The sequence below is a fragment of the Alteromonas sp. CNT1-28 genome (assembly GCF_022348345.1).
Classification (GTDB): domain Bacteria; phylum Pseudomonadota; class Gammaproteobacteria; order Enterobacterales; family Alteromonadaceae; genus Alteromonas; species Alteromonas macleodii.
In genome coordinates this window covers 160,458-177,113 of the sequence record NZ_JAKREZ010000001.1, presented here as the reverse complement: position 1 = coordinate 177,113, position 16,656 = coordinate 160,458, and the positions used below count along the sequence as shown (strand labels likewise).

Sequence of the window (16,656 nt, the reverse complement as noted above, 5' to 3'; positions counted from 1 at the left end):
TTGAAAATACTGGGGGAAAATAGCGTGGCTGTCGTCTTAGTAAGTAACAACGATAAAAAATAACAATATGCCCATAGAAACAGCCATACATAATGCCTATATGTCGGCGCGCGGCTCGATGGCCAAAATGCTGTCGCGCCTTGTGCCGCCTAAAGAAGTAGATGACATACTGCAGGATACGTATGTTCGCTTGTGTCAGGCGAAATCTACCGAGCATATTAAAGAGCCCAAGTCGTTTTTGTTTAAAACCGCAAAAAACTTGGCCTACGATCACTTGAAGCGTGCAGAAACACGCATGGTAGACGACAGCGTAGAGGTTGCGGCAGCACTGGAAAGCGCAATTAGCGGTGTTGAAGATGAAACATTTCACAACAACGCCACCCAGCAAGAGTTTAAGTTGTTTTGTGACGCAGTGCGCGCCCTTCCCAAGCAATGCAGGCGCGCATTTGTATTGAAGAAAGTGTATGGCTACTCTCTTAAAGAGATTGCCCAAGAATTAGAGATAAGCGAAAAAACCGTGGAAAAGCATATTGCTGAAGGGATAAAAAGATGCACCTTATTTATGCGACGACAAACGACGTCGCATACACGGCCGAATGCTTATCAAAGTGGTGGGCAACACAGTACGGCGGATGTAAAGAGAGACGCCCATGAATAGTTCAACAAACGAAACAAAAAACGCTAAGTCAGACACCAATAGCAACGTTGTACAGTTTAATAGCGATGAGCGTGTGCTTGATGCCGCTAGCGAATGGCTAGTGAAACTCGACGAAGGGCTTGATGCCGAAGAAAAGCAAGCGCTAAAAACATGGCTTACAACGCCATTGCATCGAGACACCTTCCTCGAAATGGTAGCCTTGTGGGACAAGATGTCGGTGCTTAGCGAACTGGCTGAGATCGTACCTCATACACCTGAGCCTAGCATCAAACACAAAGCAAACAACAGCGTGACTTGGAAGCGCCCGCTGGCCATTGCTGCCTCGTTTTTAATGGTCGGGCTGTTAAGTTATCAGGGGCTAAATTTATTCTCGCCGTCTAACCAAACCGAACCTGTTTCACAAATGGCAAGCTACTCGTTACAAGCCTCGACCAAACCGGGCGAGCACAAGAGCATTAGCTTAGAGGACGGCAGTACACTATGGCTTAATACCAACTCTCAAGTGAACATCGCTTTTACTGAAACCTCACGGATTATTCAGCTTGTCAAAGGTGAGCTTCATATCGAAGTGGCGAAAGACAAATCCCGCCCGCTCAATGTACTTGCAGCCGGTAAAGCCATACAGGCGGTTGGTACTGCTTTTAATGTGCAATATCACCGCGGCGACCTTGAACTGGTAGTTACCGAAGGCGTGGTAGAAGTCGCCAGTTATACACTTAACAAAGCGAATGGCGAAAGCATTATTGATCCAATTATTAAACCGCAGGCTCAGCCATTGACGTTAGTTCAAGGTGAAAAATCACTTTTATCTTTGCCTAACAGCACCGTTGAGACCGTGTCAGATGAAGATATCGCGAATGATTTAAGCTGGCGTGAGGGCAAGATTGTATTTCGCGGCGAGCCATTAATTGACGTGATTGAAGAAGTAAGCCGATATACGGATAAAACGGTCGTTTTAGGTGATGCGGCACTTGCCAATATGCAAGTAGCAGGGCTATTCAACACCAATGATGTAGACGCGCTTATTGCCGCCCTTGCCGACAATTTACAGATATCTACAGACTACTCTAGCGACACTATTGTCCTTCGCCCCCGTTAACAGTGGGTTTGGCTCATAAGTTCTTACTTAGCATTATTGAGCTACAAACTAAACACAAAGCGCGTTCTAAAGCTTAACTCGCGCTTTTACCCACTCCCCCTTACAATGACGCCTTATACCAGTCGGCATGCATTGGTATGATAGATAAATGCATCAAACAATAAGGCGTCTTTGATATGCAATTAGGCAGTACTTTAACGGCAATTAAGCAGCTCACTTCCAGGCTACTATTTCTGGCCACCTGCGCGGTGCTATCTAATACAGCTTTCGCCATTGAAGCTGGCCAATATTACTATTTCATTTCTGACAAGTGCGTGGCTAAAGGCCCTCAAACGCCCGAAGAGCGAGGCGCCGTAACCCCAGATGTTATGCTATTTGAAGTGGTACCTGCGGGGATCAGCGACTACTACGTAAACATGAATACGAGCGCACTGATTCACTATACAGAGGAAGGGCAAGCGCACCTTTCTTCAATGGAAGCAGAGCAGGCCTATACTGCTGGTAAAGCACCGTCGAAAGACAGCCTTAGAAAAGATGGCAATGCCATCCAGCACGACTTCATGCTGCAGCGCGAAGCAATAGATTTAAAAACCCTGATAAACACGTTAAATGGTTTTTCCCAGCTGCAGTCTGATAAAGGCTACTTTTTTAAGAAAATCGTAGGCCTTTCTAACCCCGATGCTAAATTTAAAGCCATTACCCGGGTTCGCTTAAGCGATATGGGTTACGACAATCGCATGATGCTAACAAGCTACTCCAGCGACTACTTTATGCTGGATGAACAAGGTAAGGCCTCTGACACAGCTTTTATTACGGTAGATCACGGCGCAGCGCTACGCAATTCACTGCACGACACCAACAGCCCGTACGCCATATTTACCAAAAATTCAGTATGCGGTGAAAAGTGGGAGCCGGGCAATTAACAAGGTAATTAGCTAGGACATACTTTAAACGCTTGTTGAATGGATCGGGCTTACTTCGGCTTTAGCGGCTTTGGTTTTAAAAGGCTCTGGTTTTAATTACTACGATAAAGCGTTTTAATAAGGTGGTAGCCGAAACGGGTCTTCACCGGCCCGTGTACTTTGAGCACGTCTTTTTTAAATACCACATCGTCGAAGGCTTTTACCATTTGGCCTCTACGGAATTCACCAAGATCGCCGCCACGCTTGCCCGACGGGCATTTAGAATGACGCTTTGCTAACGTCGCAAAATCCTTACCCTTTTTAAGCTGCTCTAAAATAGAAAGCGCTTCTTTCTCTGTTTTAACCAAAATGTGAAGTGCGGATGCCGTTGCCATGGAAAGGACCTAATTTGTCTCGGGGGTTTAAGAATAATATCGTGCACGCTAAGTATACCCTAGTGAACAACCCACCTGCCATTAGTCAATGTGATGTGTTGGGTTAAAAAAGCGATGTAAAGGCTACTCTGCTGTTTAAAAACTGCGTATCGTTAACCTTTATCAATCATTGACGAGCCTTCCCTTTTGTTACCAGAATTCGACTTGGCCCAAGCGATAGGAATGCTGAGTTTTGCGCTTGGCATTTTGTGCTTTTATCAGCGTGATGATCAGCACCTGCGAATAATGATGGTGGTGATGAATTTAAATCACGCCCTGCATTTTGCGCTACTTGGTGCCGTTACCGCATGCTTAAGTGCCTTGCTTTCAGTGATAAGAACAGGCATTTCAATTAAAACTCGCTCCAGAAATGTCGCCTACCTGTTTATATTGATATCGCTAGCAGCCGGGCTGTATTTGGCCGAAGTTTGGTACGACTTATTCCCTATTTTGGGCACGTGTATAGGCACTTATGCCTTGTTTTGTTTGTCGGGAATACGCATGCGTTTAGCGTTTTTGTGCGGCGCTATATGTTGGCTAACTAACAATATTATTGTCGGCTCTATTGGCGGCACCCTGCTTGAAGCTACGCTACTGGCAGTTAATAGCTTCACCATTATTCGCTTGTACAGAGGGCAAAAAGCACTCGGTTAGGCCTGATTGCCCAAAGTGAATGCGTTGCTATACGCACACTGCATTGGAAGCTTTCAAGCCAACCTCGTGGAGTGAGTCGAAACACGTCAATTAGAACGAGAGCGCAAACAGACTCGTTACTGACGTATGATAGTCGAGTGACATAGCGACGGATAACAGCGTTATATTCACAATGGAGAAACCAAAAACACGTTTTGCCCAGCCTTCTACGTTGATGTCGGGTCTGTATCCGCGCAGCGCCATTAACAGCCACCAAAGGCTTGTTGCGAAAGCTACTGTTAAAAAGCCAATACCTGTATAACCGCTAAGTGGAAGCAGCATTACCACTAAAGCAAATAACGCAATATGAAGGACGATATGGCGTTTTGCTTTCGCAATACCTTGCGATACAGGTAATACGGGAATGCCAGCCGCCTTATAGTCTTTATATCTAAAGATAGCGATGGCATAAGAATGGGGCATTTGCCAAATGCTGAACATACCCAGCAAAATAGCCGCAGCCATATCAAACTGACCGCTCGCGGCGCAATAACCGACTACGGGCGGAACGGCCCCCGACAAACTGCCCACAAACGTGCCATAGACCGAATTTCGCTTCATATACAGGCTGTAAACACCCACATAAATGACGTAGCCAAAAGCGGCAAAAAATACCGCGGTAAGGTTGGTGTAAGCTGCTAACAAGCCGAACCCTGCAATACCCAGCACAGCACCATGCAACATCGCAGTAAGTAATGGCAACTCGCCTGTTACCGTAACCCGGCTAGCCGTGCGCTGCATTTTACCGTCGATATCTCGGTCAATGCAGTTATTAATGACACAACCTGAAGCCACCACCAGCGATAAACCGATGAGCGTTGCGAGCAATAGCCAATAATCTATATCGCCACGGGACGCGAGCAAGAAACCGCCCGTTACCGAAATAGCATTGCCCATAATAATGCCGGGCTTGGTAACTGAGAGGTAACGTTTATAAGTAGAGGTCATGGGTAAAATCCAAATTTAGAACGCGCCCATTTAGACACGTATCAAGGTGTACTGAGAAGCCCCATTGTTGCCCCCAAAATAGGTTGCACCAATAGAAGGGCGAAACATGAGGGCTTAACGTACTTACCGCGATGAATTAATCACATTGAAAAGCCTGACATGATCGTCAGGCTAGACCACGCATATACAGAGATTTGCTAATACATCATCATGGCGTTTGATTCGTAGATGATCCAAACGGATAACCCAACCACCATGAAAATAATAAGCGCACTGAATAAGAATGAAAACGTATTGGCTCTGCCTTCTTCAGTAACAAAGTTAAGGTGCAAAAAGTATTTAAGGTGCACCCAAATTTGAACCAAGCCCAAAGTTACCACGCTCCAAATCGTGGTAACTTTAGATAGGTCGCCATTCATCACTAGAGTGAAAGGAATAGCGGTAAGTACCACAGATAGAATGAAGCCAATAATATAAGACTTCACATCGCCATGTGCGTCATCACTATTGTGGGTCGATGAAGCGTGACCGTCCGTATTTGAAGCTAATTTTGCATCGTGTAACGCCATTACATTGCCCCCATTAAATACACTACGGTAAATACACATATCCATACGATATCGAGGAAGTGCCAAAACAGACTTAAGCAACTAAGTCGAGTAACAGTTTGCTCACCTAAACCTCGGCGGGTTACTTCAATAAACATGATTGTCATCCAAATAAGGCCCGCTGTAACGTGCAGTCCGTGCAGTCCCACTAACGAGAAAAACGCCGTTAGAAACGCACTTTGCTGCGGCCCGTTGCCATGCTCAATAAGGTGATGAAATTCGTACACCTCCATACCAATAAAACACGCACCCAGTGCCCATGTCACCGCCAGCCAAGCAAGGGCGCCTGACTTGTTTTGTCGGTGAGCACATATCATGGCAAAGCCAAAGGTAATGCTGCTTAAAAGCAGAGCGGCTGTTTCAACTGCAACAAAGTTGAGCTCGAAAATATCTTTGCCAGACACACCGCCCGCCGTATTCATAAACAGCACGGCATAGGTGGCAAAGAAAGAAGCAAACAACAAACAGTCGGTCATTAAATACAACCAGAAACCAAACACGGTGTTGTTTTCATGATGTTCTTCGTGTGCGTGTTCATGCGGCATTGATGCGGCGCTTGATGTTGCAATAGTACTCATGAGCGACCTCCCACTGTATTGGCACTTAAGTGCGTAGCTTCAACTCGTTCAACCTCATCTACCTGCACGTAGTAATCAACATCCGAGGTATAGCAACGCTTAATAAATACTCCTATTCCTGCCACTAAACCGACAACAGCAAGCCACCAAATATGCCAGATAAGCGCAAAGCCCATCAGGGTAAAGCTCATGCTCATGAAAACTCCGGCTGAAGTATTTTTTGGCATATGAATAGGTGTGTATTTTTCAGGGCGTTGATACGACTCGCCGCGCTCCTTCATATCCGTCCATGCATCAATGTCTTTGATGTGAGGAATCTTGGCAAAATTGTAAAATTGAGGCGGTGACGCCGTTGACCACTCTAGCGTGTGACCATTCCACGGATCGCCCGTTGTATCGTTAAGCTTCTCTTTGTTTTTGAAGCTTACAAACAACTGAAGTAGCTGGAAGAAAATACCAATTGCTATAACAAACGCACCAAATGCAGCAATGTATAACCAGATATTCCAGTCAGGATTGTCGGTGTGATTTAAGCGGCGTGTCATACCCAAAAAGCCAAGCACATATAGGGGCATGAACGCCAAAAGGAAACCAATTTGCCAGCACCAAAAGGCTGCTTTTCCGGTTTTTTCGTCAAGCTTAAAGCCCATGGCTTTCGGGAACCAAAACGCAAAGCCAGCCAGATAGCCAAATACCGCACCACCAATAATGGTGTTGTGAAAGTGCGCAATGAGAAACAAGCTATTATGAAGTACGTAGTCAGCACCTGGAATAGCAAGTAACACCCCTGTCATGCCGCCAATGGTGAAGGTCACCATAAAGCCTAACGTCCACAGTACAGGCACACTCAATATTAAGCGACCGCGATACATGGTGAATAGCCAGTTAAACAGTTTCACGCCCGTGGGTACGGCAATAACCATGGTCATAATGCCGAAGAAGGCATTCACATTGGCGCTCGACCCCATGGTAAAGAAGTGGTGCAGCCAAACAATAAAACCAAGAATGGCAATGGCACCCGACGCATACACCATCGACTTGTAGCCAAACAGGCGCTTAGCGGTAAACGTAGATATAACTTCTGAAAAAATACCAAATGCAGGCAGTACCAGAATATAAACCTCAGGGTGTCCCCACGCCCAGAACAGGTTGATATACATCATCGAGTTACCACCGGCTTCATTCGTGAAGAAGTGGAAGTCCATGTAGCGGTCTAAGGTTAGCATAGCTAACACAGCCGTAAGAATAGGGAACGAAGCAGCAATCAGAATGTTCGCCCACGTACAGGTCCAGGTGAAAATAGGCATTTGCATTAACTTCATGCCGGGCGCACGCATTTTAAACACGGTAACTAAGAAGTTTACGGCGGTTAGCAGCGTACCGAGCCCGGATATCTGCAGGGCCCATATGTAATAGTCGACGCCAACCCCGGGACTAAACTCCAACCCGGCTAGCGGCGGATAAGCAACCCACCCTGTTTTTGCGAATTCACCTAACCCCAAAGACACATTTACTAGAATTGCGCCACCTGCGGTCAGCCAAAAACTTAAGTTATTTAAAAATGGAAACGCCACATCGCGAGCACCAATTTGTAGTGGCAAAATGATATTCATCAACCCAATCATAAACGGCATCGCCATGAAGATAATCATGATAACGCCATGGGCTGTGAAGATTTGGTCGTAATGCTCTGGCGGTAGATACCCGGGCGCACCATTGGTTGCCATTGCAAGCTGAGTACGCATCATAATGGCGTCGGCGAAGCCACGCAGCAGCATGATCATAGCCAACACAATGTACATAATACCAAGACGTTTGTGGTCGACAGACGTTATCCAATCAAACCATAGGGTTCCCCACTGTTTGTGCTTGGTGATAAGCATGGCAATGACCACACCCACCACTGCCACAACAGCAAGTGTCACCATAATAATCGGCTCGTGATAGGGCACGGCCTCAATAGATAATTTACCTAATAAAGACATGGTTATTGTGCATCCTCTTGGTGATGGCTGTGTTGCATTTCAGGCATGGCGTGATGTTCGCCCATGGCGGCATTTTCCGGCTTGTTGTAGAAATCCATAGAGCCGTGATCTTTCATGTATTTCATAACAATGTTATGAAATAAACCGTCATCGACTTTGCTGAAATAGGTCACCGGATTGTTTTCGCTTGGCTCAGCAAGCTGCTTGTAGGCACCTGACGTTAACGATGTTTGCGACTGCTTAACGCTGGCAACCCACGCCTCGAAGTCATCCTCGGTAGGTGTGGCAATAGCGTTAAACTTCATTCCAGTGAATCCCGCACCGCTGTAATTTGAAGAAATGCCTTTGTACGTACCTGGCTCGTCGGCAATAAGATGAAGCTTGGTTTCCATTCCCGCCATGGAATAAATCTGGCTTCCTAGCTGAGGAATAAAAAACGAATTCATGGTGCTTTCAGAAGTAATCTTAAACGCAACGGGTTTATTGGCTGGAAACACCAATTCATTGACCGTTGCGATACCTTGTTCAGGGTAAATAAACAGCCACTTCCAGTTGAGCGAGACTACTTCGACAGTAAGATGCTCTCCTTGACCTTCTAGCGGTGCATAAGGGTCGAGTGCGTGAGTAGAGCGCCAGGTGATCACACTCAACGACACGACAATGAGAATTGGAATGGACCACACCACCGCTTCTATTTTGGTCGAATGTGCCCATTTAGGGGTATAAATTTCGAAATCGCGACTAGCGCGATACTTCCACGCAAAGTAAAGCGTAAGAAAAATAACGGGAACAACAACAATCAGCATGAGGATGGTGCAAAGAATAATCAGATTCTTTTCATCCATACCCACTTGCCCTTTAGGGTCAAGCACGCCACCGCTGCAACCGGCCAACGTCAGCCCTGCACCAGCAACAATTAAAGTAAAAAGGTTACGAATAGACAAAACAAGTTCCTATAACCCACAAGTTAAACGGCGATGACTGGGCCGCTTAATAGAGAATGGCAGCGTTACAGCATCGAAAAACACACCGGTAAAGCTTTGTCACACATACTGCGCAACGCTTTCGGCGTTAGATAATCAAATCGGAGACGTTTAACTAAAAAGTGGGGGCGCTCTACTGCCAACCGTCTGAACAAAAGGCTGGGGGAATGTAGGGCAAAGGTAAGAAATAGGTCGGCGCTGTTTTGTTATTTGCGCCTTTGCTATAGCCGTGGCTTTTACCAAGAGACCAACTAACACTAATGCAATAGTGGGAACAATAAATTGCGACAGCGTGTGATTGGCCAGTGCAATGAAAAAAGGCTCTACAACCAAACTTTCATTAAACGCACTGACAAATTCTGCCGAGTCAGCCAAGGTACCACTGATAACTAGCGCAATGTTCAGCAGTAACACCAGATTAGCCAACCACAGCATAGCGCCTACACCACTGGTGTAGTTTATTGCGGGTCTAATCGAAGAATTCAGTTCGTCTAAAAAAACGAAAGAACGTGGTGCCATATAGAATGTAATGCCTTACAAGAACAATGCTCTAAGTTTAACGCTGCTTCAAATGAGAATGAGAAAGCAGGCGTGGCAGAGTAATCTCAAATAAGGACAAGTACAAGCCACCTATTGACAGGCTAAAAAGACCTAGTAATTAAAGCACCAGACACAAATGACTATTTTATTAACATTCAAAAGGTAAGACTCTGCTTCCACAGATTTATCGTCGCCCTTAGCGTATATGTCAGGCATTCATTCACTTTTTCGCTCGCTGAGCCTTCAACTTGCACCTCGACAGCACCTACACATGTTAATTTTTTGTTTTAAATATACAAAATTAAACCGCTTACCGGACGCGGTTGATAAAGCGTTAACCTTCTTATGGATGCGATGAGTTGCACGACAGTTTTCTCTCTTTTCTCAATGTAATTGATTTAAAAATCATCAATAATTTAAAATGCCACCGGTAGCATTTTGTTTAATTCGTGTTAATATCGAGCAATATTATCTTGATTTCGGGATCGCAAAAAGATGGAAAGGTATGTTATTCCCAGTGTTATGCAGGCGCTGCAGCTATGTCAAGCCATCGCCGAGTCTCGCTCGGGTTTAAGTGCCTCTGAAATTGAGTCAGCGCTTAAACTTCCCCGCACATCAGTATTTAGATTACTTAGAACATTAACCAGCGAACGGGTAGTCGAAAAGCGTGGTACAAAATACTTCTATGGCACACGCATTTACGAAATTAGCGCCGCTAACTCGCGCAGCAGATACGTTCAGAGAATCACTGCACCTGCGCTTTCGAAACTTATAGCTGCAACCAACGCTAGCGCAATCATCTGCACATTAGGCGACTACTGCGCGTTTGTAATTGACGTTTTAGATGCCAGAGAAAAGCAAATAACAACAATTAGGCCAGGGACAAAACTGCCCTTATTTGAATCTGCTGCGGGTCACGTCATGTTGGCCTACCATCCCAAGTATCAAAACATGAACGACAGCACACACCCCGCAAACTTTGATGAACAACAAGCCGCGAAATTACGAGCAACAACTTGTACCAGAGGCTATGCCGTCAGCCACTTTGCACCGCGCAACGTAACGCTTGTTGCCGTGCCCGTCTTTATGCGAGATGGAGAGCTTGTATCAATTTTAGCAATAGAACTAGAGGGTATGATCCACGACGTTAAGGTACTCCAAGCATGGAGCGCTAAACTCAAAGACATCGCCCGCCAACCAACCACCGGTGCCCACCCTTACGAGCAGGACATGCAGTAATGAAATATATTCCAATTCAACTGATTGTCGCTTTCGTCGCGTTTCTCGCCTTGTCTAACTGTCACGCACAATCATTGGCGTTTGAAGGTGCGCTGGGGTTCGGAAAATACACACAAGGTGGAAACCAAGGAAAAGTGTTAGTTGTTAGCTCTTTGTCTGATAATGCCAAAAGCCCACAAGAGGGAACATTGCGATGAGCTATTGCGCAAGACTATCCCAGACTAATTGTCTTTAATGTGTCTGGCGTGATAGCGCTAGAAAAGGATTTAGAAATAAAACATGGCAACGTCACCATTGCAGGACAGACATCTCCCCACGGAATTGTAATTTCTGGCGCATCAACAAGCGTTGAAGCTAACCAGGTTATTATTCGTCACATGCGTTTTAGGCCAGGGAAAGACAGTAAAGAAGGCGACGCGGTCACTGTAAGAAACACTACTGACGTCATCATCGATCACTGCTCGCTCAGTTGGTCAAAAGACGAGGTAGGTTCGTTCTACAATAATCAGCGCTTTACACTGCAATACAGCATATTATCAGAGAGTTTAAACAACGCGGGGCATCACAAAGGTAGCCATGGCTATGGCGGCATTTGGGGTGGCAGTAATGAAGTTCGCCTTTCTTTTTAAACCGGGTTCATAATTACCATTTACTTTTATTAAGTTTTTCCGTTAACGTAAACGTTGGATAAAATTCGGACAATAATAACGATGAAACGATTTTTTAAATGGATTGGTACTGGTTTACTGGTAATTGTATTGGCAGGCGGTACTTTTGCTGCGCACGAGTGGTATGCGGATAAACCTTTTTACTTTAATAACCTACTTAACCGAGAAATGGTGAAAGTAGCTTTTGATAGTCCTGAAACCTTAACCTCTCTCGGTTTTTTAGAATCAATGGGCATTAAAGGCCACAACGCCGAGCTTGATGACGTTAGCCAAGAAAAAAATGAAGCCTTGTTTGTAAAAGCTCATGATATACGAGAAAAAGTTTTAGCGTATGACGACGAAGATTTAAACGACGATGAGAAGCTTTCAAAAGAAATCACGCTGTACTTGCTTGATTATCTCATTAGTAACGAGCCGTTTCAGTATCACAGCTACCCAGTAAACCAGCTTTTCGGTGTACAAAACGGGTTTCCAAGCTTTATGGAAGGTCAGCATCAGATTAATGATGCTACCGACGTAGAGAACTATTTAAGCCGTTTGCGTGCCGTAGACGAGAAATTCGCGCAAGTACTTGAAGGGCTTAAGCTTCGTGAAGAAAAAGGCATTATCCCTCCGCGCTTCGTGATAGACCGCGTACTAGATGAAATGAATGGCTTTATATCTTCGCCAATAGAAGAGAATATTCTTTACAGCTCACTGAAAGAAAAGATGTCTAAGGCTGAAGAAATCTCTGCGGAACAGCAAGACGCATTTTTAGCTGAAGCTCAAACAGTCATAGGTGATGACGTTGACCGCGCCTACCAGCTATTTATAGATTACTTCACCACGCTTCAAGCCAAAGCTGGCAATGACCACGGCTACTGGCATTTACCTGACGGCGACAAAGTGTACGCCAATGCGCTGCGTTTTTTCACTACCACCGACATGACTGCCGATGAAATTCACAACCTAGGCTTAAAAGAGGTAGCAAGAATTCAGGGCGAAATGTTGACTATTCTTGCTGGTGAAGGCTACGACATAACTCAGGGCTTCTCTAGCGCGATGGACGCGTTAGCCGCCGACCCTTCTCACTATTACGAAGACAGTGATGAAGGCCGCGAGCAAATTCTAAAAGATTACCAAACCATACTTGATGAGATTGATGCAGGTATAAGTGATGTATTTAGAATTCGCCCTGAGGCCGGCATGGAAGTGGTACGTATTCCGGAGTTTAAAGAGAAAACCGCGCCAGGCGCCTACTACCAGCAGCCCGCTATTGATGGCTCTCGCCCGGGGCGATTTTATGCCAACCTATATGATATTAAAGCGACGCCTAAGTACAGCATGCGCACATTGGCCTATCACGAAGGCATCCCAGGCCACCATTTCCAGGTAGCCTTAGCGATGGAACTTGAAGGCATGCCCTTTATTCGCAAAATGTCGCCTTTTACTGCCTACACCGAGGGCTGGGCTTTGTATTCAGAATACCTGGCATGGGAGATGGGTTTTCAAGATAAACCTTTAGATAACTTGGGGCGCCTTCAAGCTGAACTATTCAGAGCAGTACGCTTAGTGGTAGATACGGGTATTCACGATAAACGTTGGACCCGTGAAGAGGCAATTGACTATATGGTACGCAACACAGGTATGGCGCTTAGCGACGTTACATCTGAAATTGAGCGCTATATTGTTATGCCGGGTCAGGCCACCTCTTACAAAGTGGGCATGATTAAGATTTTAGAAATTCGTGAGAAAGCGAAACAAGAATTAGGCGATAAGTTCGACTTACGCGATTTCCATGACGTGGTACTTAAAAACGGTGCCGTGCCACTTGCCATTCTTGAAGAATTGGTGGACGAGTATATTGCAGAAAAACAGGGCGCATAGCCCTGTAACGCTCTAGATTTGTCTCACAAACAAAAAAGGCGCTGCTCTATGAGCAGCGCCTTTCTTTTAAGCGTTAAGCTTGGGGGATGATTACATCATGCCGCCCATTCCGCCCATGCCGCCCATATCAGGCATTGCTGGTGCGTCTTCTTTAGGTAGTTCAGCTACCATTGCTTCAGTTGTGATCATTAGTGAAGCAATTGAAGAGGCGAACTGTAGTGCAGAGCGCGTTACTTTAGTTGGGTCAAGGATACCCATCTCTAGCATGTCGCCGTAAGTGTCGTTACCTGCGTTGTAACCGTAGTTACCTTCACCGTTCTTCACTTCGTTAACAACTACTGATGCTTCTGCACCTGAGTTAATAGAGATTTGACGTAGAGGCGCTTCCATTGCACGTAGTGCAAGCTTAATACCTACTGTTTGGTCGTCGTTGTCGCCCGTTAGGTCAGAAAGCTTCGCTGCTGCGCGAACTAGTGCTACACCACCACCAGGTACCACACCTTCTTCAACCGCTGCGCGAGTTGCGTGTAGTGCATCTTCTACGCGGTCTTTCTTCTCTTTCATTTCAACTTCAGTTGCTGCACCAACTTTAATTACTGCAACACCGCCAGAAAGCTTAGCTAGACGCTCTTGGAGCTTCTCTTTGTCGTAGTCTGACGTAGAGTCTTCAATTTGACCTTTGATTTGAGCACAACGGCCTTCAATCGCTTCTTGGTCGCCGTTACCGTCAACAACTGTTGTGTTGTCTTTGTTGATAACTACGCGCTTAGCAGTACCTAGGTCTTCAAGCTGAACTTTTTCAAGGTCTAGACCAATTTCTTCAGAGATTACTGTACCGCCAGTTAGGATAGCGATGTCTTGAAGCATTGCTTTACGACGGTCACCGAAACCTGGTGCTTTAACCGCTGCAACTTTAACGATACCGCGCATGTTGTTAACTACTAGTGTAGCAAGCGCTTCGCCTTCAACATCTTCAGCGATGATCATTAGCGGCTTACCCGCTTTCGCTACGCCTTCAAGGGTAGGAAGTAGTTCGCGGATGTTAGAAATCTTCTTGTCAACCAAAAGGATGAACGGGTTGTCTAGTTCAACAGTACCGTTTTCTTGGTTGTTGATGAAGTATGGAGATAGGTAACCGCGGTCGAACTGCATACCTTCTACAACGTCTAGTTCGTTTTGAAGTGCCTGACCTTCTTCTACAGTGATAACACCTTCTTTACCTACTTTTTCCATTGCCTGAGCAATGATGTCGCCAACTTCTGCATCAGAGTTTGCAGAGATAGTACCTACTTGAGCGATAGACTTGCTGTCTGCACAGTCAGTAGAAAGGGCTTTAAGCTCTTCAACTGCTGCCGCAACTGCTTTGTCGATACCGCGCTTAAGATCCATTGGGTTCATACCCGCTGCAACGCTCTTAAGACCTTCAGTAACAATTGCTTGCGCAAGTACAGTAGCAGTAGTTGTACCGTCACCTGCTTCGTCGTTCGCTTTAGACGCAACTTCTTTTACCATCTGCGCGCCCATGTTCTCGAACTTGTCTTCAAGCTCGATTTCTTTCGCTACAGACACACCATCTTTAGTGATAGTAGGTGCACCGAAAGACTTGTCTAGAACAACGTTACGGCCTTTTGGACCTAGTGTTACTTTAACTGCGTTAGCTAGTGTGTTTACGCCTTTTAGCATTTTGCTGCGAGCGTCATCACCAAAACGTACTTCTTTAGCTGCCATGATTAAATTCCTCTAAAATTCGTTTTAACGTTAGTTGTAATTACTCAACAATCGCTAGAATGTCGCTTTCGCTTAGGATTAGTACTTCTTCACCATCCAGCTTTTCTGTTTTAACGCCGTAACCGTCGTTGAAAATAACGGTGTCGCCTACTTTAACGTCTAGCGCTTTAACTTCGCCGTTCTCAAGAATGCGACCGTTACCTACTGCGATTACTTCGCCGCGTGTAGATTTTTCTGCTGCAGAACCAGTCAGAACGATACCGCCTGCAGATTTGCTTTCTTGCTCTGCGCGCTTAAGGATTACGCGGTCGTGTAAAGGACGAATTGCCATTTTCAAGTCTCCTGAAAATTCCACTATTCAAATGAATGTAATTATCGACATTCAGACAATCTAAATGCCGTGTGTTTAAGGTTGCTCATTGCTGAGCAGTTAAAATCGTTTCTGCACGGATAGATGGGGTAGTACCCAGATAACTTCAAGGGTTTTTAAGCAAAAAAATGTAAAAAAATTGGTTTTTTCTCTAAATACTTCTTTTTATTGGGCAAGTAAACGCCGTTTATCGCGGTAAACGGCGCTCATAACCTGATGGAGAGGGCGTTGGGGCTCGCTATTTTAAGCGCTTATCTGAATCGTTAGTGGTGTGATCGGTGTACTCACCTTCAAACACATCACCATCGCTATTATGTGAACGTGGACGCTGGTCGAAAGGACTTTGCCCAAACGGTGACTGACCCTGTCCGAAGCCTGCAGTTCCCGGCCCCATCCCCGCAGCAACAACACGCATTTTCATGTGCTTACTGACCTGAGCAGCAAAGAAGTGACGAGAGCCTGGCATTGCCAATAAGAAGCCGAAAATATCGGTAATAAAGCCTGGCGTCACAAGTAAAACACCCGCAACCACCAGCATCAAGCCTTCAACTAGTTCTTTTCCTGGCACTTCATTTCGCTGCATTTTTTCTTGTGCAGTTTGCAGTGTACTCACGCCTTCGCGTTTAACAAAGTAAGCACCAATAAAGGCAGAAAGAAGTACCAAGCCAACGGTATTCCAACCACCGATCACGCTGCCCACATTTATCAGCAACGCAATCTCTAAAATAGGTAATAGGGCAAACAGTATAAATAAAACCCGCAAAATGCTTCCTCTTTCATGTATTCATAACCTGTTATAGGGTCTTTGTACGTAATAACAAGAAAAGGTGCCCACCCTTTCGCTTAAATAGCCACTTAAAGCGACCGATAACGACCGTGATATACTGTAGCTATGAAAGAATAGTGCGACTTTTCAGGTCAATTACATATCGACCCACTAGCAAAGTAACAGGCGCGAAATAAAGTAGGAAACGTTTATGACAATTAAGCTTGTATTGTGCACCACGCCCGATGAAAAGACAGCGCAGTTAATTGCCAGCACGCTCGTTGAAGAAAAGCTTGCCGCCTGCGTCAACATAATCAAGGGTATAGAGTCCGTTTATGAGTGGCAGGGGAAGGTGGAAACCGACGCAGAGTGCCAACTGCTTATTAAAACGAACACACAACACGTTTTACAGGCCTTCGATAGAGTAAGCGAACTACATCCGTACGATGTCCCTGAATGGTTAGAACTTAATGCTGAGGCTAGCAGCGCTTACGGCCAGTGGTTACAAACCACGCTACAGCGCTAGTTAAAACGTAATTCTAATAAAAATAACGACAACGCAAAATAGATAAAAATGAACTGTAACTTTAT

General features: G+C 45.4%; 19 protein-coding genes. 9 read left to right on the top strand and 10 right to left on the bottom strand.

Annotation, left to right across the window (positions count from 1 at the left end; genetic code table 11):
* The first annotated feature begins 67 nt into the window (after positions 1 to 67).
* From MHN02_RS00800 to MHN02_RS00790, 3 genes are all read left to right on the top strand, one after another.
* Positions 68 to 658, top strand: coding sequence for a sigma-70 family RNA polymerase sigma factor (locus tag MHN02_RS00800; protein ID WP_039229032.1), 591 nt, complete (start codon positions 68 to 70; stop codon positions 656 to 658).
* A complete protein-coding gene (locus tag MHN02_RS00795) occupies positions 651 to 1,757 on the top strand; it encodes a FecR domain-containing protein (RefSeq protein ID WP_239244124.1) in 1,107 nt (368 codons plus the stop codon). The genes MHN02_RS00800 and MHN02_RS00795 overlap by 8 nt, the downstream gene beginning before the upstream one ends.
* 176 nt (positions 1,758 to 1,933) lie before the next feature.
* Positions 1,934 to 2,680 carry a hypothetical protein gene (locus MHN02_RS00790; protein ID WP_239244122.1) on the top strand — a complete coding sequence of 249 codons (747 nt, stop codon included), beginning with the start codon at positions 1,934 to 1,936 and terminating at the stop codon, positions 2,678 to 2,680.
* 92 nt (positions 2,681 to 2,772) lie between these two features.
* On the opposite strand, the gene ppiC is transcribed toward MHN02_RS00790, so the two are convergent.
* Positions 2,773 to 3,054 carry a peptidylprolyl isomerase PpiC gene (ppiC, locus tag MHN02_RS00785; protein WP_012520075.1) on the bottom strand — a complete coding sequence of 94 codons (282 nt, stop codon included), beginning with the start codon at positions 3,052 to 3,054 and terminating at the stop codon, positions 2,773 to 2,775.
* Between the two features lie 186 nt (positions 3,055 to 3,240).
* On the opposite strand from ppiC, the gene MHN02_RS00780 reads away from it, so the two are divergent.
* Entirely contained in the window at positions 3,241 to 3,747 is a 507-nt protein-coding gene (locus MHN02_RS00780; protein ID WP_272492273.1) for a YgjV family protein, read from the top strand.
* A 90-nt stretch (positions 3,748 to 3,837) separates the two neighbouring features.
* Here MHN02_RS00780 and cyoE read toward each other — a convergent pair whose 3' ends face one another.
* The 6 genes from cyoE to MHN02_RS00750 form a co-directional block, all read right to left on the bottom strand.
* Positions 3,838 to 4,734, bottom strand: coding sequence for a heme o synthase (cyoE, locus tag MHN02_RS00775; protein WP_239244120.1), 897 nt, complete (start codon positions 4,732 to 4,734; stop codon positions 3,838 to 3,840).
* 197 nt (positions 4,735 to 4,931) lie between these two features.
* Positions 4,932 to 5,303, bottom strand: coding sequence for a cytochrome o ubiquinol oxidase subunit IV (gene cyoD, locus MHN02_RS00770; protein WP_012520077.1), 372 nt, complete (start codon positions 5,301 to 5,303; stop codon positions 4,932 to 4,934).
* A complete protein-coding gene (gene cyoC / locus MHN02_RS00765; protein WP_014977735.1) occupies positions 5,303 to 5,920 on the bottom strand; it encodes a cytochrome o ubiquinol oxidase subunit III in 618 nt (205 codons plus the stop codon). The genes cyoD and cyoC overlap by 1 nt, the downstream gene beginning before the upstream one ends.
* Positions 5,917 to 7,905 (bottom strand): cytochrome o ubiquinol oxidase subunit I, encoded by a 1,989-nt coding sequence (cyoB, locus tag MHN02_RS00760; RefSeq protein WP_014980664.1) that lies wholly within the window; start codon positions 7,903 to 7,905, stop codon positions 5,917 to 5,919. Before cyoB ends, cyoC begins: the two co-directional genes overlap by 4 nt.
* 2 nt (positions 7,906 to 7,907) lie before the next feature.
* Positions 7,908 to 8,849, bottom strand: coding sequence for a ubiquinol oxidase subunit II (gene cyoA, locus MHN02_RS00755; protein WP_014999973.1), 942 nt, complete (start codon positions 8,847 to 8,849; stop codon positions 7,908 to 7,910).
* Positions 8,850 to 8,999: 150 nt separating this feature from the next.
* Positions 9,000 to 9,407, bottom strand: coding sequence for a hypothetical protein (locus MHN02_RS00750; protein ID WP_239244118.1), 408 nt, complete (start codon positions 9,405 to 9,407; stop codon positions 9,000 to 9,002).
* 516 nt (positions 9,408 to 9,923) lie between these two features.
* Here MHN02_RS00750 and MHN02_RS00745 point away from each other — a divergent pair.
* The 4 genes from MHN02_RS00745 to MHN02_RS00730 all read left to right on the top strand — a co-directional run bounded on the left by MHN02_RS00745 (position 9,924) and on the right by MHN02_RS00730 (position 13,201).
* Positions 9,924 to 10,667 carry a helix-turn-helix domain-containing protein gene (locus MHN02_RS00745; RefSeq protein WP_239244116.1) on the top strand — a complete coding sequence of 248 codons (744 nt, stop codon included), beginning with the start codon at positions 9,924 to 9,926 and terminating at the stop codon, positions 10,665 to 10,667.
* A complete protein-coding gene (locus tag MHN02_RS00740; RefSeq protein WP_239244114.1) occupies positions 10,667 to 10,864 on the top strand; it encodes a hypothetical protein in 198 nt (65 codons plus the stop codon). Before MHN02_RS00745 ends, MHN02_RS00740 begins: the two co-directional genes overlap by 1 nt.
* 48 nt (positions 10,865 to 10,912) lie before the next feature.
* Positions 10,913 to 11,296: a hypothetical protein gene (locus MHN02_RS00735; RefSeq protein WP_014980668.1), complete on the top strand. Its 384-nt coding sequence runs from the start codon at positions 10,913 to 10,915 to the stop codon at positions 11,294 to 11,296.
* A gap of 81 nt (positions 11,297 to 11,377) precedes the next feature.
* Complete coding sequence (locus MHN02_RS00730) at positions 11,378 to 13,201, top strand: DUF885 domain-containing protein (protein WP_014980669.1); 1,824 nt, start codon at positions 11,378 to 11,380, stop codon at positions 13,199 to 13,201.
* Positions 13,202 to 13,291: 90 nt separating this feature from the next.
* On the opposite strand, the gene groL is transcribed toward MHN02_RS00730, so the two are convergent.
* The 3 genes from groL to MHN02_RS00715 all read right to left on the bottom strand — a co-directional run bounded on the left by groL (position 13,292) and on the right by MHN02_RS00715 (position 16,062).
* A complete protein-coding gene (groL, locus tag MHN02_RS00725) occupies positions 13,292 to 14,929 on the bottom strand; it encodes a chaperonin GroEL (protein ID WP_239244112.1) in 1,638 nt (545 codons plus the stop codon).
* Positions 14,930 to 14,969: 40 nt separating this feature from the next.
* The gene (locus MHN02_RS00720) at positions 14,970 to 15,260 is read right to left on the bottom strand and encodes a co-chaperone GroES (RefSeq protein ID WP_012520088.1); all 291 of its coding nucleotides are present in this window, start codon (positions 15,258 to 15,260) and stop codon (positions 14,970 to 14,972) included.
* Between the two features lie 277 nt (positions 15,261 to 15,537).
* Positions 15,538 to 16,062 carry an FxsA family protein gene (locus MHN02_RS00715; protein WP_239244110.1) on the bottom strand — a complete coding sequence of 175 codons (525 nt, stop codon included), beginning with the start codon at positions 16,060 to 16,062 and terminating at the stop codon, positions 15,538 to 15,540.
* Positions 16,063 to 16,276: 214 nt separating this feature from the next.
* On the opposite strand from MHN02_RS00715, the gene cutA reads away from it, so the two are divergent.
* Positions 16,277 to 16,591, top strand: a complete 315-nt coding sequence (gene cutA, locus MHN02_RS00710; RefSeq protein ID WP_014951272.1) for a divalent-cation tolerance protein CutA — start codon at positions 16,277 to 16,279, stop codon at positions 16,589 to 16,591.
* Positions 16,592 to 16,656: the final 65 nt, after the last annotated feature.